This window comes from Lapillicoccus jejuensis, from assembly GCF_006715055.1.
In the GTDB taxonomy this organism is placed as follows: Bacteria; Actinomycetota; Actinomycetes; order Actinomycetales; family Dermatophilaceae; genus Lapillicoccus; species Lapillicoccus jejuensis.
Map to the genome: position 1 here is coordinate 1,810,800 of NZ_VFMN01000001.1, position 22,429 is coordinate 1,833,228.

Genomic DNA, 22,429 nt, shown 5'->3' on the forward strand with positions numbered 1-22,429 from the left:
CCACCGCCACGTCGGCCGGGTCTAGCGTCGCTCCATGAGCGACGACCTCCTCGACCCGTCCGTCCCGCCCAGCGGCCCCGGCTGCGTGGAGTGCACCGCGGAGGGTGGGTGGTGGTTCCACCTGCGCCGGTGCGCGGCCTGCGGCCACGTCGGCTGCTGCGACTCCTCCCTGGGCCGGCACGCGAGCGCGCACTGGCGCGAGACCGGGCACCCGCTCATGCAGAGCTACGAGCCCGGCGAGGACTGGTTCTGGGACTTCCGCGACGACCAGGCGTACGACGGCCCGCAGCTGGCCGCGCCGACCAGCCACCCCGACGACCAGCCCGTCCCGGGTCCCGCCGGGGCCGTGCCGCACGACTGGCAGGAGGAGCTCTCCGCGGCGCAGGGCGGCTGACGATCCTTCACCCGCTCGCGGCGCGTGCTAACTTTGCTCACTGAATCCCTCAGTTGCTTAGTTAGTTGTCGAATCTCCAGGAGTTTTCCGTGAGCACCGTCCGCCGGATCCTCGTCCACCGGGCCAGCTTCGTCATCGGCCTGCTGCTGCTCGTGCTCGGGGCGGCGGTGATCGCCGGCGTCGGTCAGGCCCAGCGCACGCCCGGGGTGACCGACGCGCTGCCCGCCGGCTACGACAGCACCAAGGCCGCCCAGGTGCTCGACACCCTCCCCCAGCAGGAGGGCTCGACCGCCCTCGTCCTCGTCACCCGCACCGACGACGGACGCCTCACCGACGACCAGGTGCAGCAGGTGCGCACCGCCCTCGGCGGCCTCGACGTCCAGGACGTCACCGCGCCGCGGAGCCCGCAGGCGGTCGTCACCAGCGACGACGGCACCGCCGCCCTCGCGGTGCTGCCCGTCGCCACCATCGACGCGAGCTCGACGGCCACGGCCGTCAAGGCGCTGCGTTCCCAGCTCACCCGGGACGTCCCCGACGGCCTGCGGGCGCAGGTGACCGGCCCGGCCGGCATCCAGGCCGACCTCGCCGCGGTCTTCGACGGCGCGGACGTGCGGCTGCTCGCCGTGACCGCCTCCGTCGTCGCGCTGCTGCTCATCATCACCTACCGCAGCCCCGTCCTGTGGGTCGTGCCGCTCGCCGTGGTCGGCATCGCCGACCAGGTCGCCGCCGTCGCCGCGACCCGGGTGCTCGCCGCCCTCGGCGTCCCGTGGGACGAGTCGACGACCGGCATCCTCTCCGTCCTCGTCTTCGGCGCCGGCACCAACTACGCGCTCCTGCTCATCTCCCGCTACCGCGACGAGCTGCGCACCCACGAGAGCCGGTACGACGCCATGCGGGTCGCCCTGCGCCGCGCGGCCGAGGCGGTGCTCGCCAGCGCGTCGACGGTCGTCGTCGGCGTCCTGTGCCTCGCGCTGTCGGTCATCCCGACCACCCGCGCCCTCGGCATCGCCAGCGCCGTGGGCGTCGTCGTCGCCCTCGTCTTCGTCCTCGTCGCCCTGCCCGGGCTGCTCGTCGCCTGCGGCCGCTGGGTCTTCTGGCCCAAGGTGCCCCGCGTCGGCAGCACCGTCCTCACCGAGGGCCACTCGGTGTGGCGCCGCGTCGGCGACGGCGTGGCCCGGCGCCCGTCGGTCTTCGCCGCCGGGGTGGTCGTCGTGCTCGCGGCCCTCGCCGTCGGTCTCGGCTTCACCCGGCTCGGCCTGCCCACGGCCGAGCAGTTCCTGAGCAAGCCCGAGGCGATCTCGGCCGCCGACCGCCTGGCCAGGTCGTTCCCGGCCGGGTCGACCGAGCCGGCCACCGTCGTCACCCGCGACGCCGCCGCCGCGACCAGCGCCCTGCAGAAGGTGGACGGCGTCGGCCGGGTCGCCGCCGGCGCGAGCGGTGACGGCTGGAGCGAGCTGAGCGTCGTCCTCGACGACGCCCCGGACTCCGCCGCCGCCCGGGCGACCGTGGAGCGGATGCGCGCGGCGCTGGCCGGCGGACCGACGTCGTACGTCGGGGGCGCGACGGCGCAGGCCGTCGACCTGTCCGCCGGCTCCACCCGGGACCGGCTCGTCGTCATCCCGCTCGTCCTCGTGCTGGTGCTCGGGGCGCTCGTGCTGCTGCTGCGCTCGCTCGTCGCGCCGGTGCTGCTGGTCGCGACGGTGGTCGGCACCTACCTCGCCTCGCTCGGCGCGAGCTGGTGGATCTTCACCGAGGTGTTCGGCTTCAGCGCCCTCGACGAGGGGACGCCGCTGCTGGCCTTCCTCTTCCTCGTCGCCCTCGGCGTCGACTACAACATCTTCCTCGTCACGCGGGCCCGCGAGGAGGCCGCGACCCACGGGCCCCGCGAGGGCATGCTGCGGGCGCTGGCCGCCACCGGTGGCGTCATCACCAGCGCCGGCATCCTGCTCGCCGCCGTGTTCGCCGTGCTCGGGGTGCTGCCGCTCGTCGTCCTGGCCCAGCTCGGCACGGTCATCTGCCTCGGTGTCCTGCTCGACACGCTGCTCGTGCGGACGGTCCTCGTGCCGTCGCTCGGGCTCGTCCTCGGCGACCGGTTCTGGTGGCCCCGGCGGGTCGGTCCCGGCGACGGGGTCCCCGCCGAGGAGACGGCCCGGGTGCCGGCAGGCGTGTGAAGCGCGACCGCCCGGCGCGCTCAGGCGCCCGGCGGGACGTCCACGGCGGCCGCGGCGGCGAGCTGCTGCTCGTACCGGCCGAGCCAGGCCGTCGCGGCGGCGTACGTCGCCTGGTCGGCGGTCGCGCCCTCCGCGGTGACCGACACCTGCGCGTACTCGACCTGGCCGCCGCCCGCGTCGCGCAGGTAGCGCAGCGAGGCGTAGCTGCCGGGCGGGCTGAGCCGGGCGTCCATGACCATCCGCGAGACCGCGGTCCCGTCCGGGGCCGTGCGCGCCTCGCACGGGGTGAAGGTCGCCCCCTTCTCGGTGAACCCGCGGCACAGGTCGGTCAGCCTCGCCGGGACGGAGGAGCGGGTGGCCTTGGCGGTGAACGCCGCCGGCAGCCCGTCCGCCGCCGCGGAGGCGGGGTCGAGGGTGAGGTCGCCGGCGGCGTCGGGTGCCCACCCGGCGCCGAGGATCGCCTGGAGCGACCCCGGTCGGGCGGTGCTCGAGGCCCCACCCGTGGCGGTCCCCGTCGCGGTCCCGGTCCCCGTGGCCCCGGTGGTCGCGCTGGGGCTCGGCGTCGTGCTCGTCGTGCTCGTCGCGCTCGCGGGCAGGGGGGCGGGCGCCGCGTCCGGCCGGGCCCACCCGGAGCCCAGCCCGACGACGGCGACGACGAGCAGGGCGGCGGCGCCGGCCCCGCCGGCGACCGCGCCGAGGCGGTGGCGGCGGGCCGAGCGTCGCGAGCGGTGCAGCAGGGCGTCGACGTCGACGCTCGCGGGGGCACCGCGCCCGGCGTCGCGCAGCAGCTCGACGACCGCGAGGTCGCCGGGGTCGGGGAGCGGGTCGTGGCGGGTGGCGCTCATGGTCGGGCCTTTCCGGCCGGTCCCGCCGAGGGGGCGGGCAGGTGGGTGGGAGCGAGCCGGCCGCGCAGCGTGGCGAGCGCCTTGGCGGTCTGGCTCTTGACGGTCCCCTCGGCGACGCCGAGGGTGGCCGCGGTGGTGGCGACGTCGACGTCCTCGACGAAGCGCAGGACGACGACGGCGCGCTGGCCCGGGGGCAGGTCGCGCAGCGCGGTGAGGACGGCCTCGTCGCGCAGGCGGGAGGCCGGGTCCAGACCGCTGTCGGCGTCCTCGGGCAGCACCTCGCGGGCCGCCTCGTGACGCCGGTGCGGCCGGCGCAGCTCGCTGATGGCGGCGTTGACGACGGCGCGGCGGGCGTACGGGCCGGGGCCGTCCGCGTGCTCGACCTTGCTCCACCGCCGGTAGAGGCCGACGAGCGCCGACTGGACGACGTCCTCGGCGGCGTGGTGGTCACCCAGCACGAGGTAGGCGGTGCGGCACAGCGACGGGTACGACGCCGTCACGAACGCGGCGAACTGCGCGTCCTTGTCACGGTCGGCTCGTCCCCACACGGGTCGCGCCCCCCTCCTCGGGCCGGTGGCCCGCTCGTCCTGCCCTGTCGTCTCCTCGACGCGGCGCGCCGCCGCCGGGGTTGCCTCGGCCCCGCACCAGTCTGCGCGAGGCTGCGAACCGGGTGGACTCGACGCAGCGTCATGCCAGTTGACGCAGGGTGCACACCGCGTCAAGCGGTATGACGCTGCGTCAAGTGGGGTATGCCTCCGGCGTCCGACCCCCACGGCGCCCGTACGGCGTCGCCCCGAAGGAGCCCGCGGTGCCGCTCGTCCACCTGCACGTCATCGAGGGCCGCCGCACGCCCGAGCAGCTGCGCGAGGTCGCCGACACCGTCCAGGACGTCATGCTCGCGCACTTCGCCGCCCCGCCGCGCGACCGCTACCAGCTGATCACCGAGCACAAGCCCGGCCAGATCATCGCCGAGGACACCGGTCTCGGGCTCGAGCGCACCGACGACGTCCTGGTCATCCAGGTCGTCCAGCAGGGTCGCGAGCTGGAGCAGAAGCAGGCGCTCTACCACCACCTCGCCGAGCAGCTCGAGCAGCGCACCGGCCTCGCCCCGAGCGACCTCATCGTCTCGGTCGTCGCGAACTCGCCGGAGGACTGGTCCTTCGGCGACGGCGTGGCGCAGTTCGTCGAGGGGCTGCTCTAGCCGCTCGACGCGGCGGGGGAGCCGGACGCGGCGCCGTACGGCGTGCCGTCGGCCGCCGGGGCCGAGCGGCGCAGCGGCCGCGACAGCGCGAGGCTGACGAGCACCGACGACGCCGCGAGCAGCGCCATCGTCGTGTGCGCCGCGACGAGCTGCGCGACCGCGCCGCCGATGGCCGCGCCGACCGCCTGGCCGACCATCAGCCCGGTCGAGGCGAGCCCGAACACCTGGCCGCGCTCGCGCTCGTCGGTCGCGTGGACCAGCCGCTCCTGCAGCGGCAGCGACGCGCAGTACCCGACCGACGCGACGAACCCGAGGACGAGCGCGACCGGCAGCGGCGGGGCGAGGGCGAAGGCGAGGTAGGGGACCGGCAGCAGGAAGCGCATCGGCAGGATGAGCCGGTCGCGGTGCTGCGGCGGGACGACCCGGCCCATGAGCACGTCGCCGAGCAGCATCCCGGCGGCGGTGACCGCGAAGAGGAGACCGGCGACGGCGGCGCCCGACTCCTCGCCGTACGGGACGAAGAGCGCCTCGCAGCCGACGACCAGCCCGTTGGGCACCCACAGCGCGAGGAAGACGGGGCGCACGACGGGGGAGCCGAGCAGCCGCCGGTTGACCTCGCGGGTGCGCGCGACGACGCCGCCCTCCTTCGGCTGCGCCGGGCGCTCGCGCAGGCCGAGGCGCAGCAGCGCCATGACGACCGCGCACCCGCCGGCGGCGAGGAGGAAGAGGGTCGACGGCGAGAAGGTCAGCAGGAGCAGCCCGCCCGCGGCGTACCCGACGACCTGCATGACGCCGACCGCGAGGTTGAGCGTGGCCCGGCCGAGCACGAACCCCTCCGGTGGCACGATCGCGTGCAGCAGCCGCATCGTCGACCCGCTCGTCGCCGACCCGGCGAGGTACGGGATCGCGAGGATCGCGAACCGCGCGCCCCACGGCAGCCCGGGGAGCGCCTGGAGCAGGCAGGCGATCAGGTACGCCGCCGGCATGACGAGGCTGGCGCGTCGCGGTCCCATCGTGTCGGACACGCTGAGCACCGTCATCGAGCCGAGCAGGGTGACCAGCGGACCGCCGAAGAGCGACAGCGCGGTGAGCAGCGGTGACCCGGTGGCGGCGTAGGTCACGCTGGCCAGGGCCAGCGACTCGACCGAGATCGCCGCCATCGTCACGCAGCGCACGAGGAAGAGGACGCGGAACTCGCGCAGGGCGAAGATCTCCGAGTAGGTGCGCACGGAGACCACTGTGTGGCACCGTCGTGGGGCGGGGCAATCGCTTCGCGTGACGGCGAAAGGTGCGGTCGTGGGGGTGTGGCGGGTGTCGGCGGACCTGCTCGCGGGCAGCCGGTTCACGCTGTCGCCCCTGGCCGAGACGACCGCCGCGCTCACGGTGCTCGGCCACCCGGTCGGCCCGTGGCAGCAGGCCTTCCACGCCAGCCACGCGACGGCGTACGGCGCCATGCTGGACGAGCACCCGGTCCGCCGTGAGCTCGGCGCCCGGGCCTGGCGGCCCCGCCGCGGCGACCGGCCGGGGTGGATGGCCGACTTCCTCTCGCCCGCGCCGTCGGCGCCGGGGATGAGTGTCGACGACGAGCTCGAGGTCCTTGCCCGGGAATGGGACGACGAGCGGATCCGCGCGGCGCTCTACGCCGTCCGCCCCGGACGGCTGCCCGACGTCCTGCTCCGCGACGGGCTGCGCGAGGAGCTGCTCGGGCTCTACCGGTGGCTGTGGACGGCGACGCTCGAGTCCGACTGGCCGCGGCGCTCGCGGGTGCTGCAGGCCGACGTCGTCAGCCGGACCGCGCTGCTCGCGACCAAGGGCTGGGCCGCGGTCGTCGAGAGCCTCGGCCACCGCAAGGCGTGGCTCGGCGACGGGCGTCTGCGGATCAACGGCTACGACCTGCCCGACCGGGACCTCGGCGCGGCGACGCAGCTGTGGTTCGTCCCCGTGCACAGCAACGGCTCGTGGGTCGCGTGGGAGGAGCCGCACCGGTACGCGATCGTCTACCCGGTGACCGGGGCGCTGGCCGCGCCGGGGCCGGCCGTCGCGTCGTCCGGCGCGCTCGAGCGGCTCCTCGGCGCGGGCCGCGCGAGCGTCCTGCTGCGGCTCGACGACCCGCGGACGACGACGCAGCTCGTCGCCCTCACCGGCCTGCCGCTCGGCTCGGTCGGCGGCCACCTCAAGGTCCTGCTCGACAGCGGGCTCGTCCTGCGCCGGCGCGCGGGCCGCGAGGTCCTCTACTGGCGCACCGCGATCGGCGACGGGCTGGCCGCCACCCGTGGCCGAGGGTGACCGGCGTGGACGACGTGGAGTTCGAGCAGGGCCTCGCCGTGCTCGAGCACGCGCTGGACGACATCGCCGCCCTCCTGGGCGGTGTCGGCGAGCGCCACTGGTCGGCGTGGGCGACGAGGTGCGGCATCCGGCTGCGCCATGGCCTCTACAGTGCCTTCCCCGACATCCTCGGAGGCTTCGGCGGGATGGGCAGTGTCAACGACCTCGTGCTCTGCGATCCCAACGGGCACAAGGTCGCTCCCGAGGACGAGCGAGCAGTGAACGACCGCCTGAGGAAGCTCCTGACGACGGTCTACCGGGAGGCGAAGGCCTTGAAGGCGACCCTGGACCAGCCCCGCCGGTGAGCAGCGGGTCAGTCGCGCTGGTCGAGGAAGTCCCGCACGAGCAGGTCCAGCAGCGTGGTGCGCCGGAACACCTGCATGTGCGTCGTGTCCGGCAGGACGGCGAGCCGCGACCCGGGGATCAGCCGCAGCATCAGCCCGGCGTGCTCGACCGTGGTGAAGTCCCGGTCGCCCATGACGTGCAGCAGCGGGGCGGTGATCCCGGCCAGCTGCTCGTCGCTCCAGCCGCGCAGGTCGGCCTGGTTCGCCGACAGCGACTGCAGGAACTCGTCGAAGTGCTCCGGGTGCGGTGAGAGCCGCTGGTAGGACTCGCGCATCCCCACGAAGTCCTCCTGCGTCGGCATCCGCGTCGACGTGGCCATCCTCGCCGGGTCGGTGAGGTCCTCGTGCATCCCGTCGGGCCGGACGGTCACCGACAGGGCGACGACCGAGCGCACCCGGTCCGGGTGCGAGACGGCCAGCTCGAGCGCGACCGCCCCGCCGAGGCTGTGCCCGAGCACGTGGGCCCGGTCGATCCCGAGGTGGTCGAGCAGCGCGACGACGTCGCCGGCCATGGCCGCCGGGGTGATCGGCCGGTCGATGTCGTTGGTCCGCCCGTGCCCCTGCAGCTCGAGCGCGACCACCCGGTGCCGCTCAGCGAGGACCGGGACCAGCTCGCGCCAGGACTGCTCGATGTCGAGGACCCCGCCGTGGACCAGCACGAGCGGCGAGCCGTCCCCCGTCTCCTCGTGGTAGAGCCGCAGGTCGCCGAGCTCGAGGTAGCCGCTGGTCGTCGTCATCCCCGCACCCTAGGGGCGGGACGCGGCTGTAGGTCGAGGAGAGCGGCGGCTCGTTCGCAGCCGATCCCCAGCCGCGCTGCGTACCGTCCCACCGTGGGGAGGCCTCGCCGAGCGCTCCCGGCGCCCGTGCGGGTCGCCGGCGCGGTGTCGGCCGCCCTCCTGGCCGTCCTCGCCGGGTGCACCACGGCTCCGGCCCCGTCGGCGCCCAGCCCGACCATCACGGTGACGCCGGCGACCAGCCTGCTCGACCAGGCCATGACGGTCGTGGTCTCCGGCCTGCCGCCCCGAGCGGCCGCCGACCTCGAGGTCGCGGCGACCGCGAAGGACGGGACGACGTGGCGGGCGGACCGTGCCGTCACCGCCGACGCGGGCGGCCGCCTCGGGGTGGCGGGAGCGGCGCTCTTCGCCCGGCTCCAGCCGGTGACCGACCACGGCACCACGGCCGGTACGACGCCCCCCTCGACCGGCGGGTCCCCGTACTTCGTCTGGCGGCCGGCGGAGACGCTGACCTGGACGCTGCGTCGCTCGGGACAGGTCGTCGCCACGGGCACCTCGACGAGGCGGATCACGCCGGAGGGGACCCGGGCCCGGGTGCTCACGGTCGCCGCCGACGGAGTCGCCGGGCTGTACGACGCCCCGCCGACCGGTGGGGCGCGCCGCCCGGCGGTCCTGTTGCTGGGCGGGTCCGAAGGTGGCGAGAACGCGCTGCTCGCCGCCGCCCTCGCGAGCGAGGGGGTGCCGGTGCTGGCGCAGGCGTACTTCGGGGAGGCCGGGCTGCCCTCGACCCTGTCGCGGGTGCCGGTCGAGACGGTCGACACGGGGCTGGCGTGGCTGCGGTCGCAGCCCGGGGTCGACCCGACCCGCGTGTGGCTCGTCGGCGCGTCGCGCGGGTCCGAGCTGGCCCTGGAGGAAGCGAGCCGGCGCACCGACGTCGTGCACGGCGTCGTCGCCACGTCGCCGTCGGGGGTCGTGCACGGCGCGTACCCGCCGGACGGGCACTCGGCGTGGACCGTCGGCGGGCGCGAGGTGCCGTGGTCGCACACGCTGTCCGCGCAGGCCGACGACGACGACGCCGTCATCCCGGTGCAGCGCATCCCCGGGCCGGTGGTCCTCGTCTGCGGGGGCGCCGACACGGTCTGGCCGTCCTGCCCCTACGCGGCGCAGGTCGCGGGGCGTCGTACGGCGACCCGGACGAGCACCTCCGGGGACGCGCTGCTCGACTACCCGCAGGCCGGGCACGACGTCGACCTGCTCGTCCCGGACGAGCCGGTGGCGCGGGCGTCGTACCGCGACGGGGTGAGCCCGCAGGCGGACGAGTCCGCGCGCGAGCAGGCCTGGCCACAGGTCCTCGCCGCGGTCCGCTCCCGCTGACGCCCGGCGTCGGCGGGAGCGCACCCGCAGGAGCGGTCAGACCGCGGCGGTCGGGCGGGCGGCGCGGGCACCGGCGAGCGCGACGAGGATCAGCAGGCCCTCGACGACGAGGCTGATGATGCCGAGCGGCTCGGTCCAGTTGCCCATGTCGTCGGTGTAGCCGGGCAGACCCGGGCCGCGAGAGAGGCAGTAGCCGAGCAGCGGGCCGAGACCGACGCCGGCGGCGACGACCCAGGTGAGCACCGACGCGCGGGCCCGACGGGTGAACAGCGCGACGGCGAGGACGACGGCGACGACCTCGAGCACCCAGTAGCCGATGCCGACGTACGACGGGTCCTTCGAGCCGGGCACGCCACCCTGGTCGACGACGTGGATGGCGGCGACGCCGAGCGAGAGCAGCGCGGCGGGCACGCCGAGCGCGAGGGACGGGGCGGCGGTGGTGCTGGGGGTCGGGGCGTAACGGGTCTCGGTCATGGGGGATCTCCTGGGTGGGGAGCGGGTGGGGGTGGGGGAACGTCTCCACGGTCCCGTGGTTCTCTTGGAAGGTTCTTGGAGATCGCTCGGCCGACGAGCGATCCGGGTCGGGGTCCGTCCCCGCCGTCCTCGTCGCTGCGCCGTCCGCGCTCGTGGGCGGCATCGGTGGGGTGATGGCACCACCGATCCCACCCCCGAGCGGTCTCGCCCTCAGGCCCAGGCGGCGCCGGGGACCTCGACCCGTTCGGTGAGGACGACGCCGTCCGAGGCGCCGTCGGCGCCGTACCGGTTGGCGACGACGAACAGGGTCCGCCCGTCGTCACCGCCGAGGACGCAGGAGAAGCAGCCGCGGTCGGCCTCGACGACCTGGAGCACCTCGCCGCCCTCGCGGACGCGGACGCAGCGCCGGCCGGGGACCGATGCGTACCAGAGCGATCCGGCCGCGTCGAGGCAGACGCCGTCGGGGGCCGAGCCCGGTCCGAGGTCGGCCCACACGCGCCGGTCGACGAGCCGGGCGTCGTCGGTCACGGTCCACGCGGTGATCCGGTCGGCGTGCGACTCGGCGACGAGCAGCGTGTCCGGGTCGCCGGCCACCGGCCCGGGCAGCAGGGCCATGCCGTTGGGGAACCACACGTCGCCGGCGACGTCCCGCGTCGTCCCGTCCGGCAGGACCACGGAGACGACCCCGGGCAACCGCTCGGGGTCCCAGGGGGCCGAGCCGGGCATGTCGACCCAGACCCGGCCCGCGCGGTCGACGACCAGCTCGTTGAAGCCGCGGGGCGGGACGCCGTACGGCGTGAGGTCGGCACCGACCCGGACCCCCTGCGGCGTCGTGGCCACCGGGCGTCCGTCGGGGAGCCAGTCGATGGAGAAGGGCATGCCGTCGACCCGGGCCACGACCTCGCGCGAGCCGGTCGGGTCGGCCGGGTCGAGCGCGAGCACCTCGCCCCGTCCCCAGTCGCACAGCCACAGCCGGCCCGCGTGCCAGCGGGGCGACTCGCCCATGACGAGCCCGTCGAGCAGCAGCCGAGGCATGGGGGCACCGTACGGCCGAGAGGGGGCCGAGACCCCCCGATGGGCGGGGAACAATCGCCGTGCCCCCGGAGTTGAGCCAGGTGAACGCAAGTTTGCCGAGTCCGGTTTTGACAACCACGCCTCCACCGAGGCACATTCGGCTCAGGAGCGGGACCAGCCCGCAGCAACCCCCAGCACACAGGAGACACACACCATGGCTCGTGCGGTCGGCATCGACCTCGGCACCACCAACTCCGCCGTCGCCGTCCTGGAGGGCGGCGAGCCCACCATCATCGCGAACGCCGAGGGTGGTCGCACCACCCCGTCGGTCGTCGCGTTCTCCAAGAACGGCGAGGTGCTCGTCGGCGAGATCGCCAAGCGCCAGGCCGTCACCAACGTCGACCGGACCATCCGCTCGGTCAAGCGCCACATCGGCACCGGCTGGACCTCGGACGAGATCGACGGCAAGAAGTACACCGCGCAGGAGATCAGCGCCCGCACGCTGATGAAGCTCAAGCGCGACGCGGAGGCCTACCTCGGCGAGTCCGTCACCGACGCGGTCATCACCGTCCCGGCGTACTTCGACGACGCCGAGCGCCAGGCCACGAAGGAGGCCGGCGAGATCGCGGGCCTCAACGTCCTGCGCATCATCAACGAGCCCACCGCGGCGGCACTCGCCTACGGCCTCGACAAGGGCAAGGAGGACGAGCTCATCCTCGTCTTCGACCTCGGTGGTGGCACCTTCGACGTGTCCCTCCTCGAGGTCGGCAAGGACCCGGAGGACGGGTTCTCGACCATCCAGGTCCGTGCGACCAGCGGTGACAACCGCCTCGGTGGCGACGACTGGGACGAGCGCATCGTCACCCACCTGCTCACCACGGTGAAGAACACGACCGGCGTCGACCTGTCCAAGGACAAGATCGCCATGCAGCGTCTGCGCGACGCCGCCGAGCAGGCGAAGAAGGAGCTGTCGAGCTCCTCGTCGACCAACGTCAACCTGCAGTACCTCTCGATGAGCGAGAACGGGCCGATCCACCTCGACGAGACGATCACCCGCGCCCAGTTCGAGCAGCTGACCGCCGACCTGCTGGCCCGCACCAAGGAGCCGTTCCAGAAGGTCATCGCCGACGCCGGCATCAAGGTCGCCGACATCGACCACGTCGTCCTCGTCGGTGGCTCGACCCGCATGCCCGCCGTCGCCAGCCTCGTCAAGGAGCTGACCGGCAAGGAGCCCAACAAGGGCGTCAACCCGGACGAGGTCGTCGCCGTCGGTGCGTCCCTGCAGTCCGGCGTCCTCAAGGGCGAGCGCAAGGACGTCCTGCTCATCGACGTCACCCCGCTCAGCCTCGGCATCGAGACGCAGCACGGCCGCTTCACCAAGCTCATCGAGCGCAACACGGCCATCCCGACCAAGCGCAGCGAGATCTTCACGACGGCCGACGACAACCAGCCGTCCGTGCTCATCCAGGTCTTCCAGGGCGAGCGCGAGATCGCCTCGCACAACAAGGGTCTCGGCACCTTCGAGCTGACCGGCATCGCGCCGGCCCCGCGCGGCGTGCCGAAGATCGAGGTCACCTTCGACATCGACGCCAACGGCATCGTGCACGTGTCCGCCAAGGACCAGGGCACCGGCAAGGAGCAGTCGATGACCATCTCCGGCGGGTCCGCCCTGCCGAAGGAGGAGATCGAGCGCATGGTCAAGGAGGCCGAGGCGCACGCGGAGGAGGACAAGAAGCGCGTCGAGGAGATCGAGGCGCGCAACGCCGGCGAGCAGCTCGTGTACTCGACCGAGAAGTTCCTCTCCGAGAACGGCGACAAGGTCCCCGCCGCCGAGAAGGAGGAGACCGAGAAGGCGCTCGCCGAGCTCAAGACCGCCGTCGGCACCCGCGAGGCGCCCGGCACGGACGTCGAGGACATCAAGGCCAAGACGGCCCACCTGTCCGAGGTCTCGCAGAAGATGGGCGCCGCGATGTACGCCGCCCAGCAGGCCCAGGGCGAGGCCGCCGGCGCCGAGGGCACCGACGGGTCGGCCGGCCAGGCCCCGGGGGCCGGTGACGACGACATCGTCGACGCCGAGGTCGTCGACGACGACACCCCGCAGGACACGAAGTGACCGACGCCCCCCGCCCCGACGAGCAGCCGCAGCAGCCCGACGAGCAGCTCGGCCGCGACGAGGAGCACGTGGGGCACCAGGGCCAGGGCGAGGCGGGCGCGCACGCGTCCGCCGAGCCCGGCGGCTCGGACGAGTTCGACGTCCAGGTGCCCGACGACGCCTCGGAGCTGACCGACGGCCCGACCGGCGGCGCGACCGACGGTGGGGCGACGCCCGAGGGTGACCTCGCGGCGTCTTACCTCGAGGACCTGCGCCGCCTCCAGGCGGAGTACGTCAACTACAAGCGCCGCGTCGACCGCGACCGCGCGCTGGCCACCGACGCCGGCGTGCGGTCCGTCCTCGAGGCCCTCATCCCGGCGCTCGACGACATCCACCTCGCGCGCGAGCACGGGGACCTCGAGGGGACGCCGTTCGAGCGGATCAGCGACAAGCTGGAGTCGGCGCTGGGCCGGTTCGGCGTCGAGCGGCTCGGGGAGCCGGGGGTCGCCTTCGACCCCGCGGTCCACGAGGCGCTCATGCACGTCGAGGCCGAGCTGCCGGAGGGCGCCGAGTCGACCACGGTCGTCGCGGTGCTCCAGCCGGGCTGGAAGGTCGGCGACCGCGTCGTCCGGCCGGCCCGGGTCTCCGTCGCCGACCCGCACTGAGAGAGCACTGAGACCCGGTCCGGGGCCTGCCGCGCGGCGGGCCCCGGACCCGGGTCGTGACCGCACCCACCACCGACCGGGAGGAGGCCGGGATGGCCAGCCAGGACTGGTTCGAGAAGGACTTCTACGCCACCCTCGGCGTCCCCACGGACGCCGACGACGCGGCGATCAAGAAGCAGTACCGCAAGCTGGCCCGCCAGCTGCACCCCGACCAGAACTCCGGGGACGACGCGGCGACCAAGCGCTTCAAGGAGGTCGGCGAGGCGTACGCCGTCCTGTCCGACCCGGACCAGCGCCGGGAGTACGACCAGATCCGCGCCATGGCCCGCGGCGGCGCCCGGTTCACCGCCGGTGGCACCGGCGGGGGCGGGTTCGAGGACCTGTTCTCGCAGTTCGGCGGCGCGGGTGGCCCCGGTGGGCCGCGCGTGCGCTACTCGACCGGTGGCGCGGGGGGCGGCGCCGGCGGCCCCGACCTGGGCGACCTGCTCGGCGGCCTCTTCGGCGGCCAGTTCGGCGGCTCGACCGGCGGCGGTTTCGACCCCACCGGTTTCGAGGGGTACGGCGCCTCGCGCGGCCCCCGCAAGGGCGCCGACGTCCAGGCTCGCACGACCCTCTCCTTCCGCGACGCCGTCCAGGGCACGACGGTCACCCTGTCGACCGGTTCGTCCGGTGCCCCGGGCGGCACCGTGACCACCCGCATCCCGGCGGGGGTGCGCGACGGCCAGAAGATCCGGCTGCGCGGCAAGGGCCACCCCGGTGACGCCGGGGCCGGTGCCGGCGACCTCATTATCACCGTGGCGGTCACCCCCGACCCGGTCTTCAAGCGCGACGGCGACAACCTCGTCGTCGACCTGCCGGTCACCTTCGCCGAGGCCGCCCTCGGCGCCACGGTCGAGGTGCCCACGCTCGACGGCTCCCGGGTCAAGGTCCGCGTCGCGCCCGGCACGCCCAGCGGACGCCAGCTGCGGGTCAAGGGGCGCGGCGTGCCGCGCGACGGCGGCGCCGGTGACCTGCTCGCGCGCGTCCAGGTCGTCGTCCCCCAGCGGCTCACCGACGCGGCCAAGGAGGCCATCGAGCGGCTGCGCGAGGACGAGGACGGCATCGACCCGCGGGCGGAGCTGTACGCCAAGGCGGCCCGGCCGTGAGCGCGGGGACGGGCGCGGCGCCGTACGCGGCGTTCGGCCCCGACGACGACACCCCCGTCTTCGTCATCTCGGTCGCCGCGCAGCTGGCCGGGATGCACGCGCAGACCCTGCGGCAGTACGACCGTCTCGGCCTGGTCTCCCCGTCGCGCACCCGCGGCGGTGGCCGGCGCTACTCCGGCCGCGACGTCGCCCGGCTGCGCGAGGTGCAGCGGCTCTCCCAGGAGGAGGGCGTCAGCCTCGCCGGCATCCAGCGCATCCTCGACCTCGAGAACCACGTGGCCGCCCTGCGCTCGCGGGTGGCCGAGCTCGAGGCGCAGGTCGAGCACCTCGGCAGCCGCGGCGTGCCCGGACCGCGGGTCTTCGCCGCCGGCCGGCGCGGCGACATCGTCACCGTCCGACCGGGCGAGCGCCCGCCGCGGTTCCTCTCCTCCTCGCAGGCCCTCGTCGTCTGGCGGCCGGGGCACGGCTGATCCCGCGCTGCTGACATCCATCAATCGATGGGTTCCAGCGTCAGGTGTGGGGGGCGTGCTGCTGACATCCATCTATTGATGGGTTCCAGCGCCGGGCCCCTGACCTGACACGGCGGCCCGGCAGGAGCACGATGATGACCGTGGGGGACCCGACCGAGCACCTGCTCGTCTTCGACGACCGCGAGACCGCCGAGGCGGTGGCCGACTCGCTCGACCACCACGTCTACGCCGTGCGCGTCCTGCGCGAGGCGCTCGCCGGGGACGACGACGCCGAGGACGCCCAGTGGCTCGTCCACGTCACCGACCCGCGCGACCTCGACGAGACCGCTCGCGAGACCGAGCGTCGCCACCTCGGCGACCTCGCGGAGCGCAACGACGGCTGGTACGACGACGCGGACGACGACGATGCTCAGGAAGCGGTCGCCTCGGAAGCATCCTCCCCGGAGAGCGTGGGCTGAGCCCTGGAGATCCCCTGGGAGCAGCCGCGGACGGCGGTGCGCTGCGGGTTCGACCCCGAGACGGTGACGCTGCGTGCGTCGCGGCGCCGGCTCGTCGACGCCGGCCTCGGCCGCACGGTGCAGGTCCCCGTCTACGTGCGTCACAGCCCGCTCGTCGTGCCCCCGCCCCCACCGGCGGGGCTCCTGCTCGGCCTCGGCGTCGGCGGGCGCATCGACCTCGGCTCCTCGCTCTGGCCCCCCGACCTGGGTCGGCCGGCCGAGTGGTGGCGCGCGGTGCACCTGGCGGCCTCGACCGCCGACGCCGTCGAGACCGGCGACGGCTGGACCCGGGTCCTCGTCGGCGCGGTCTGGGGCCGGGGCACCCGGGCGGCGCTGGTCCTGCGCGACGGCGACTGGGCGCTGCTGCGCGAGGCGCTCGCCCTGCGGCTGCGGCCCGCCGACACCCCCCAGGACGCCCCCGCCCCCGGGGTGCTGGCCCGCTTCCTCGGCCGGCTCGACGGGCTCGAGGGGACCGCGGCCCGGGAGCTGTGGGGCCGGCTCGCCCTCGAGGTCGTCGGGCTGCGCCGCCCCGGTCACCTGGCCGAGGCCCGCTCGCTGCGGTGGCACGCCTGCTGGGGCCGCGGCGGCTTCGGCGCCGGCTCCGACGGCCGGGCCACGGGGTACGGCGACGCGTCGACCGTCCTCGACCTCTCGCAGCACCAGGTGCGCGTCGAGGGCCGCGTCTTCCGGGTCCGCACGCTCCCGGACTGGGAGCGCGAGCAGGCCGCCCACGACCTCGGGATGGCCCCCGAGCGGCTCATGGGCTGGCCGTGCGTCCCGCTCGCGGACCTGCTGGGTCGCTTCGGCGACGGAAGCCCGGCGGCCCCCGTCCCGCAGGACGCCGTACCGGCCGTCCCGACGCCCGGTCCCCAGGACGCCCGTGGGCCCGATCCCCGCAGTAGCCTCGACCGGTGACCGACGTGCAGGAACGCACCCCCGCCGGCGTGAGCGCGGCGACCGCCGGCACGGTTTACGAGCACGTCCGCCTCACCCGGGAGGGCACCGTCGCGACCGTGACGATGGCCCGGCCGCAGCGGCGCAACGCCCTGTCCGAGGCGCACCTGCGCGAGCTGCTCGCCGCCGTCCACGAGGTCTCGACGTCCGACGCCCGCGTCCTCGTCCTCGCCGCCGAGGGACCGGTGTTCAGCGCCGGGCACGACTTCGCCGACGTCGGCGGCCGCGACGTCACCGGCGTGCGCGACCTGCTCCTGCTGTGCACGTCCGTCATGCAGGCCCTCCAGGCCGCGCCGCAGGTGACCATCGCGCGGGTGCACGCGCTCGCCACCGCGGCCGGCTGCCAGCTGGCGGCCTCGTGCGACCTCGCGGTCGCCGGGCTCTCGGCCGGGTTCTGCCTGCCCGGCGGGAAGGGCGGCTGGTTCTGCCACACCCCCGCCGTCCCCGTCGCCCGCGCCGTCGGCCGCAAGCGGCTCATGGAGATGGCGCTCACCGGCGACGTCGTCCCCGCCGCCACCGCCGCCGAGTGGGGATTGGTCAACGCCGCCGTGCCCGACGACGAGCTCGACGCCGCCGTCGCCGACCTCGCCGCCCGGGTCAGCCGGGGCGGCGCCGCGTCGACCGCCCACGGCAAGGCCGTCCTCTACGCGCAGCTCGACCGCCCCGAGCGCGACGCCTACGCCATCGCCGTCGAGGCGATGGCCGCCGCCAGCCAGACCGCCGCCGCCACCGAGGGCCGAGCCGCCTTCCTGGAGAAGCGCCCGCCCGTCTGGCCGGCCTGAGGAGGACGCCCGTGCCCATCACCCGAGGCTTCACCGGCCGCCCGCGCGACGAGCGGCCCGACCGGCTGCCGCCCGGCCAGTACGACGCAGGCGACCAGTGGCCCGTCCTCACCGCCGAGCCCGACGGCGACGTCGACCTCACGCGCTGGCGGATGAGCGTCGACGGCGCCGTCACCACCCCGTCGTCGTGGACGTGGGACGAGCTGCACGCCCTGCCCGGGTCGTCGTACGACGGCGACATCCACTGCGTCACGACGTGGTCGAAGTTCGGGATGCACTTCGAGGGGGTCAGCGTCGACCTGCTCCTCGACGCCGCCGGCCCGACCTCGGAGGCCACCCACGTCATGGCCCACTCGACGACCGGCTACACGACCAACCTCCCGCTCGACGACGTCCGGGGCGGCAAGGCGTGGGTCGTGTGGGAGGTCGACGGGGCGCCGCTCCCCGTCCCGCACGGCGGCCCGGTGCGGCTGCTCGTCCCGCACCTGTACTTCTGGAAGTCGGCCAAGTGGGTCACCCGGCTCGAGCTGATGACCCGCGACCGGCCGGGCTTCTGGGAGCAGAACGGCTACCACGACCGCGGCGACCCGTGGCTCGAGCAGCGCTACCAGGGCGACCCGTGAGGCGCCGGTGACCGCGCAGCCCGACACCCCGGTCCCGGTCGGCCGCTCGTGGACCACCGGCCGGCTCGCCGAGGTCGACCACGTCGGCGAGCGGCTCGTGCGGATCCGGCTCGAGGTCGACGAGCGCACCGACCACGTGCCCGGCCAGCACTACGTCGTGCGGCTGCGGGCCGAGGACGGCTACACCGCCCAGCGGTCGTACTCGATCGCGTCCGACCCGGTCGAGCCACTCGTCGAGCTCCTCGTCGAGCGCCTGCCCGGCGGCGAGGTCAGCGGCTTCCTCCACGACGACGCCCGCGCCGGCGACGAGGTCGAGCTGCGCGGCCCGATCGGGCGGTGGTTCGTGTGGACCGGCGGCCAGCGTGCGCTGTGCGTCGTCGGCGGCACCGGCGTGGTCCCCGCCGTCTCGATGCTGCGCTACGCCCGCCGCCTCGGCCGGGCCGACCGGCTCACCGTCGTCGCCGTCGGCCGCACCTGGGACGAGCTCCCGTACGCCGACGAGCTGGCCGCCTCGGGCGCGCTCGTCGCCCTCACCCGCGAGGACCGCGGCGGCCGGTACGGCGCCCCGCCCTCCCCGCGCGAGGTCGCCCCCCTCGCCGACGGGGTGCAACGGGCGTACGTCTGCGGGTCCGCCGGCTTCGCCTCGTTCGCCACCCGGCTGCTCGGCGAGGTCGGGGTCCGCTCCGACGTCGTGCGCGTCGAGCAGTTCGGCGCCACCGGCTGATCCGGTCCGATCGCACCGGTCGCACCGGTCGCACCGGTCGCACCGGTCGCACCGGTCGCACCGGTCGCACCGGTCGCACCGGTCGCACCGGTCGCACCGGTCGCACCGGTCGCACCGGTCGCACCGGTCGCACCGGTCGCACCGGTCGCACCGGTCGCACCGGTCGCACCGGTCGCACCGGTCGCTGCTCGTCCGTTCGGCCGGTTGCCGCCCTCGACCTGGTGTCCGTATTGTCGGGATCGCGTCAGGCGGCGTCCCCCGGTCCCCCCACCCCGGTCGCCGGCGCCGCCCCACACCTCCCCACACCCCACGGACCGCTGCCCATGCGACCTTCCTCCGACGCGCGCCCGCTGCCCCGCGCCGCGACCCCCGCTCCCCGGCCCGCCGCCCGCCGCTCCGCGATCGGCGCGCTCGTCGCCGCCGCCCTCGACGTCGCCGGGCGCGCGCCCGGCGTCCGCATGGTCCCCGCCCGCCCCGCGGGCCGGGGGAGCACGCCCCCCGCCGTCCCGACCGACCCGGGCGCGCGCGCCCGGGCGATGACCACGCCGGCCCGGTCCGTCGCCGCCCGGTCCGCCGAGGAGACCGCCGGCGCCGCGGCGACCGCCGCCCGCACCGCCGCCGTGCGCGGGGCGGCCACCTCCCGGGTCGCGGCCCTCCGCGCGGCGGGGAGCACCACCTCGGCGGCGGCGACCGCGGCCGCCGCCCCCGGCACGCGTCGCACGACGGCCGGCGGGACCCGGACCCCGTCCCTCGGCCGCCCCACCGGTACCGGCCGGTACGGCGGCGTGGGCGCCGGCTTCGCCACGGTCGCGGGCACCACCCGCCCGACCGCGCCGAAGGTCTTCGTCGACGACGCGGGCCTGCACCTGCTGCGCCGGGCCACCTTCGGCCCGCGCCCGTCCGACCTCGCCGACCTGCGGGCGCTCGGCATCGACGAGTGGCTCAGCCGGCAGCTCGACCCCGCGACGATCCCCGACCCCGAGGGTGACGCCGCCTGGGCCCTCTTCCCGCTCGCCGGGGCCTCCGCCGCGACGGTCCACGCGCAGGTCGCGCCGTTCCACTGGGACGCCATGTTCGCGACGGGCCAGGCCACCCTCGCCCGGCAGGTCTTCTCGCGTCGCCAGCTCCTCGAGGTCGTCGTCGACGTCATGGCCGACCACCTGCACGTCGCCTGCCCGAGCGAGGGGTGGGACACGGTGCCGTCGTACGTCACCGACGTCATCCGACCCCTCGCGATGGGCCGCTACCGCGACCTGCTCAAGGCGGCCATGCGCCACCCGGCCATGCTCGGCTACCTCAACAACGACGTCTCGAGCAAGAGCCTGGTCAACGAGAACCTCGGCCGCGAGCTGCTCGAGCTGCACACCGTCGGCCGCGGTGCCGGCTACACCGAGGCCGACGTCGTCGCCAGCGCCAAGGTGCTCACCGGGCGCAGCCAGTCCGGCGGCGTCTTCGCCTGGAAGCCGACGATGCACTGGGTCGGGCCGCTCACCGTCCTCGGCTGGTCCTCGCCCAACGCGAGCGCGGCGGACGGCCTGGCCGTCGGCGACTCCTACCTGGACTACCTCGCCGGGCACCCCGCCACGGCCCGGACGATCGCCCGCAAGCTCGCCGTCCGCTTCGTCGGCGACGACCCGCCCGCGGAGCTGCTCGACCGGCTCGCCGCCGCCTACCTCGCCAACGACACCTCGGTCCGCGCCGTCCTGCAGACCCTCTTCCGCAGCGCCGAGTTCTGGGCCTCCGTGGGCCAGAAGACCCGTCGTCCGCTCGAGGACGTCGTCGGGACCGCGCGGGTGCTCGACCTGAAGCCGGGCACCGACACGGCCGGGGTGCTGCAGGTCCTCTACTGGATGGTGCGGTCCAACGGCCACGCCCCGCTCGGCTGGGGGCCGCCCAACGGCTACCCCGACGTCGCCGCCGCCTGGGGAAACGCCGGCTCGTTCGTCCAGCGGATGACGATCCACCGCGGTCTCGTCAACGGCTGGTGGAAGGGCGTGACGACGACCCCCGTCCTCCAGCTCGTCCCCGTGACGCCGGGCATGACGGCCGGACAGTGGGTCGACGCCCTGTCGGTGCGCCTGCTCGGCCAGCGGATGACCACCGCGCACCGCGACGCGGTCCTCGGCTTCGCGCCGCAGGTCACCGCGGCCTCGCCGATGGTCAACGCGTCCTGGTACGCCTGGGGGCTGGTGCCCCTTCTGCTCGACTCCCCGTACTTCCAGCTGAGGTGACCAGCGTGACCACCGTGACGACCACCACCCGTGTCCCCTCGGCCGACGTCCTGCAGGCCCGCGCCGAGCAGCAGGAGCACGAGACCCAGACCCGCGAACGGCTGTGGGAGAAGGGGTTCACCCGCCGCCGGCTGCTCGCCGGCGGGATGGGCGTCGGCGTCGCGACGCTCGGCTCGCAGCTGGTCACCACCCGGGTGGCGTACGGCGCCCCGTCGGCGGCGGCGACCGGCTGCCTCGTCGTGATCTTCCTGCGCGGGGGCCTGGACGGCCTGTCGCTGCTCGTGCCCGGCACCGACCCCGACTACCTCGCCGCGCGCGGCAGCATCGCCGTCCCGGCGAGCCGGCTCGTCGCCATGGACCGCGGCTTCGGCCTGCACCCGGCCATGGCGCCGCTCGCGCCGCTCGTGGCCGCCGGCAAGGTCGCCGCCGTCCCGGCCGTGTCGACGCCGGACCTGTCGCGCAGCCACTTCCAGGCCCAGGACTGCCTCGAGCGCGGTGGCTCCGCGACCGGCGCGCAGACCGGCTGGCTCGACCGGGTCCTCGAGCAGACCGGGCCCGGGACGACGTTCCGCGCGGTCGCCCTGGGCGGCCTCTCCCCGCGGTCGCTGGCCGGTGACGGAACGGCGATGACCGTCGGCTCCATCTCGTCGCTCAGCGTCCCCAGCGCCACCGACCCGCAGTGGCGCGGACGCACCCTCGACGCCGTACGGCGGCTGTACACCGGCGTCGACGACCCGGTGAGCCTGCAGGCGGCGCTCGCCTGCGACGCGGTGACGACGGCGGCCTCGATGTCGAGCCTCACATCGAGCACGACGTACCCCGCGGGCGACTTCGCGTCCGCCCTCAAGGACATCGCCCGGATCATCCGGTCCGGGGCGGGGGCCCGCGTGGCCTGCGTCGACCTCGGCGGCTGGGACATGCACACCGGCATCGGCACCCTCGACTGGGGCGACATGGTGCGCCAGGTCGGGGCTCTCGCCTCGGCCCTCGCGGCCTTCACCACCGACCTCGGGCCGCTGCTCGACACGACGACCGTCGTGACGATGAGCGAGTTCGGGCGACGCGTGCAGAAGAACGCCAGCGGCGGCGCCGACCACGGGCACGGCGGGGTCAGCCTCGTCCTCGGTGGTGGCGTCTCCGGTGGCGTCAAGGGTCGCTGGCTGGGACTCGCGCCGTCGGTCCTCGACCAGGGCGACGTCCCCGGCACGAACGACTACCGCGACGTCCTCGGCGAGGTCGTCGGTCGGCGGCTGGGGCTCAGCGACGGCCAGCTCGCGACCGTGTTCCCCGGGTGGTCCCGCACCCCGCTGGGGGTCATGGCCTGACTGTGGCGCCGTCGGCGGCCTCCGTCCGGCGACCGCCCGGCGCAC

At 75.3% G+C, this 22,429-nt stretch carries 23 protein-coding genes; 17 read left to right on the forward strand and 6 right to left on the reverse strand.

Annotation, left to right across the window (positions count from 1 at the left end; genetic code table 11):
* Positions 1-34 precede the first annotated feature (34 nt).
* Positions 35-394 carry a UBP-type zinc finger domain-containing protein gene (locus FB458_RS08670; RefSeq protein ID WP_141848145.1) on the forward strand — a complete coding sequence of 120 codons (360 nt, stop codon included), beginning with the start codon at positions 35-37 and terminating at the stop codon, positions 392-394.
* Between the two features lie 89 nt (positions 395-483).
* Positions 484-2,565 carry an MMPL family transporter gene (locus FB458_RS08675; protein ID WP_141848146.1) on the forward strand — a complete coding sequence of 694 codons (2,082 nt, stop codon included), beginning with the start codon at positions 484-486 and terminating at the stop codon, positions 2,563-2,565.
* A gap of 20 nt (positions 2,566-2,585) precedes the next feature.
* On the opposite strand, the gene FB458_RS08680 is transcribed toward FB458_RS08675, so the two are convergent.
* The gene (locus tag FB458_RS08680; protein ID WP_141848147.1) at positions 2,586-3,410 is read right to left on the reverse strand and encodes a hypothetical protein; all 825 of its coding nucleotides are present in this window, start codon (positions 3,408-3,410) and stop codon (positions 2,586-2,588) included.
* Complete coding sequence (locus FB458_RS08685) at positions 3,407-3,958, reverse strand: SigE family RNA polymerase sigma factor (RefSeq protein ID WP_141848148.1); 552 nt, start codon at positions 3,956-3,958, stop codon at positions 3,407-3,409. Before FB458_RS08685 ends, FB458_RS08680 begins: the two co-directional genes overlap by 4 nt.
* Positions 3,959-4,218: 260 nt before the next feature.
* On the opposite strand from FB458_RS08685, the gene FB458_RS08690 reads away from it, so the two are divergent.
* A complete protein-coding gene (locus FB458_RS08690; RefSeq protein ID WP_141848149.1) occupies positions 4,219-4,611 on the forward strand; it encodes a tautomerase family protein in 393 nt (130 codons plus the stop codon).
* Here FB458_RS08690 and FB458_RS08695 read toward each other — a convergent pair.
* Entirely contained in the window at positions 4,608-5,840 is a 1,233-nt protein-coding gene (locus tag FB458_RS08695; protein ID WP_141848150.1) for an MFS transporter, read from the reverse strand. The two genes, FB458_RS08690 and FB458_RS08695, sit on opposite strands and share 4 nt — an antisense overlap.
* 67 nt (positions 5,841-5,907) lie before the next feature.
* On the opposite strand from FB458_RS08695, the gene FB458_RS08700 reads away from it, so the two are divergent.
* Complete coding sequence (locus FB458_RS08700; RefSeq protein ID WP_141848151.1) at positions 5,908-6,897, forward strand: ArsR/SmtB family transcription factor; 990 nt, start codon at positions 5,908-5,910, stop codon at positions 6,895-6,897.
* Between the two features lie 5 nt (positions 6,898-6,902).
* Positions 6,903-7,241 (forward strand): DUF6966 domain-containing protein, encoded by a 339-nt coding sequence (locus FB458_RS08705; protein WP_141848152.1) that lies wholly within the window; start codon positions 6,903-6,905, stop codon positions 7,239-7,241.
* 8 nt (positions 7,242-7,249) lie between these two features.
* Here the strand turns inward: FB458_RS08705 and FB458_RS08710 are convergent, their stop codons facing one another.
* The gene (locus FB458_RS08710) at positions 7,250-8,017 is read right to left on the reverse strand and encodes an alpha/beta fold hydrolase (RefSeq protein ID WP_141848153.1); all 768 of its coding nucleotides are present in this window, start codon (positions 8,015-8,017) and stop codon (positions 7,250-7,252) included.
* Positions 8,018-8,110: 93 nt separating this feature from the next.
* Between FB458_RS08710 and FB458_RS08715 the strand changes: the two genes are divergently transcribed.
* Positions 8,111-9,388 (forward strand): acyl-CoA thioester hydrolase/BAAT C-terminal domain-containing protein, encoded by a 1,278-nt coding sequence (locus FB458_RS08715; RefSeq protein WP_141848154.1) that lies wholly within the window; start codon positions 8,111-8,113, stop codon positions 9,386-9,388.
* Positions 9,389-9,424: 36 nt separating this feature from the next.
* On the opposite strand, the gene FB458_RS08720 is transcribed toward FB458_RS08715, so the two are convergent.
* On the reverse strand, positions 9,425-9,862 hold the full coding sequence (locus tag FB458_RS08720) for a hypothetical protein (RefSeq protein WP_211355977.1): 438 nt from the start codon (positions 9,860-9,862) through the stop codon (positions 9,425-9,427).
* A 210-nt stretch (positions 9,863-10,072) separates the two neighbouring features.
* Positions 10,073-10,897, reverse strand: coding sequence for an SMP-30/gluconolactonase/LRE family protein (locus FB458_RS08725; protein ID WP_141848155.1), 825 nt, complete (start codon positions 10,895-10,897; stop codon positions 10,073-10,075).
* Positions 10,898-11,090: 193 nt separating this feature from the next.
* Here FB458_RS08725 and dnaK point away from each other — a divergent pair, with 193 nt between their 5' ends.
* The 11 genes from dnaK (at position 11,091) to FB458_RS08780 (ending at position 22,384) form a co-directional block, all read left to right on the forward strand.
* Positions 11,091-12,989: a molecular chaperone DnaK gene (gene dnaK / locus FB458_RS08730; RefSeq protein ID WP_141848156.1), complete on the forward strand. Its 1,899-nt coding sequence runs from the start codon at positions 11,091-11,093 to the stop codon at positions 12,987-12,989.
* Positions 12,986-13,633 (forward strand): nucleotide exchange factor GrpE, encoded by a 648-nt coding sequence (locus tag FB458_RS08735; protein WP_246061130.1) that lies wholly within the window; start codon positions 12,986-12,988, stop codon positions 13,631-13,633. Before dnaK ends, FB458_RS08735 begins: the two co-directional genes overlap by 4 nt.
* Positions 13,634-13,725: 92 nt before the next feature.
* On the forward strand, positions 13,726-14,778 hold the full coding sequence (locus FB458_RS08740; protein ID WP_141850422.1) for a DnaJ C-terminal domain-containing protein: 1,053 nt from the start codon (positions 13,726-13,728) through the stop codon (positions 14,776-14,778).
* Positions 14,775-15,248 carry a heat shock protein transcriptional repressor HspR gene (locus tag FB458_RS08745; protein WP_141848157.1) on the forward strand — a complete coding sequence of 158 codons (474 nt, stop codon included), beginning with the start codon at positions 14,775-14,777 and terminating at the stop codon, positions 15,246-15,248. The genes FB458_RS08740 and FB458_RS08745 overlap by 4 nt, the downstream gene beginning before the upstream one ends.
* A gap of 140 nt (positions 15,249-15,388) precedes the next feature.
* Complete coding sequence (locus FB458_RS08750; protein WP_246061131.1) at positions 15,389-15,706, forward strand: ribonuclease E inhibitor RraB; 318 nt, start codon at positions 15,389-15,391, stop codon at positions 15,704-15,706.
* A 63-nt stretch (positions 15,707-15,769) separates the two neighbouring features.
* Complete coding sequence (locus tag FB458_RS08755; protein ID WP_141848159.1) at positions 15,770-16,660, forward strand: hypothetical protein; 891 nt, start codon at positions 15,770-15,772, stop codon at positions 16,658-16,660.
* Positions 16,657-17,481 (forward strand): enoyl-CoA hydratase-related protein, encoded by an 825-nt coding sequence (locus FB458_RS08760; RefSeq protein WP_246061132.1) that lies wholly within the window; start codon positions 16,657-16,659, stop codon positions 17,479-17,481. The genes FB458_RS08755 and FB458_RS08760 overlap by 4 nt, the downstream gene beginning before the upstream one ends.
* 11 nt (positions 17,482-17,492) lie before the next feature.
* The gene (locus FB458_RS08765) at positions 17,493-18,104 is read left to right on the forward strand and encodes a sulfite oxidase-like oxidoreductase (RefSeq protein ID WP_141848160.1); all 612 of its coding nucleotides are present in this window, start codon (positions 17,493-17,495) and stop codon (positions 18,102-18,104) included.
* Between the two features lie 7 nt (positions 18,105-18,111).
* Positions 18,112-18,828, forward strand: coding sequence for an FAD-binding oxidoreductase (locus tag FB458_RS21840; protein ID WP_141848161.1), 717 nt, complete (start codon positions 18,112-18,114; stop codon positions 18,826-18,828).
* A 323-nt stretch (positions 18,829-19,151) separates the two neighbouring features.
* On the forward strand, positions 19,152-21,059 hold the full coding sequence (locus FB458_RS21850) for a DUF1800 domain-containing protein (protein WP_141848162.1): 1,908 nt from the start codon (positions 19,152-19,154) through the stop codon (positions 21,057-21,059).
* 14 nt (positions 21,060-21,073) lie between these two features.
* The gene (locus FB458_RS08780) at positions 21,074-22,384 is read left to right on the forward strand and encodes a DUF1501 domain-containing protein (RefSeq protein ID WP_211355978.1); all 1,311 of its coding nucleotides are present in this window, start codon (positions 21,074-21,076) and stop codon (positions 22,382-22,384) included.
* Positions 22,385-22,429: the final 45 nt, after the last annotated feature.

Coding starts and splice junctions, on each gene's coding strand:
- dnaK (WP_141848156.1), top strand. CDS start 11,091: ATGGCTCGTGCGGTCGGCATCGACCTCGGCACCACCAACTCCGCCGTC.
- FB458_RS08680 (WP_141848147.1), bottom strand. CDS start 3,410: ATGAGCGCCACCCGCCACGACCCGCTCCCCGACCCCGGCGACCTCGCG.
- FB458_RS08720 (WP_211355977.1), bottom strand. CDS start 9,862: ATGACCGAGACCCGTTACGCCCCGACCCCCAGCACCACCGCCGCCCCG.
- FB458_RS08710 (WP_141848153.1), bottom strand. CDS start 8,017: ATGACGACGACCAGCGGCTACCTCGAGCTCGGCGACCTGCGGCTCTAC.
- FB458_RS21850 (WP_141848162.1), top strand. CDS start 19,152: ATGCGACCTTCCTCCGACGCGCGCCCGCTGCCCCGCGCCGCGACCCCC.
- FB458_RS08740 (WP_141850422.1), top strand. CDS start 13,726: ATGGCCAGCCAGGACTGGTTCGAGAAGGACTTCTACGCCACCCTCGGC.
- FB458_RS08670 (WP_141848145.1), top strand. CDS start 35: ATGAGCGACGACCTCCTCGACCCGTCCGTCCCGCCCAGCGGCCCCGGC.
- FB458_RS08725 (WP_141848155.1), bottom strand. CDS start 10,897: ATGCCTCGGCTGCTGCTCGACGGGCTCGTCATGGGCGAGTCGCCCCGC.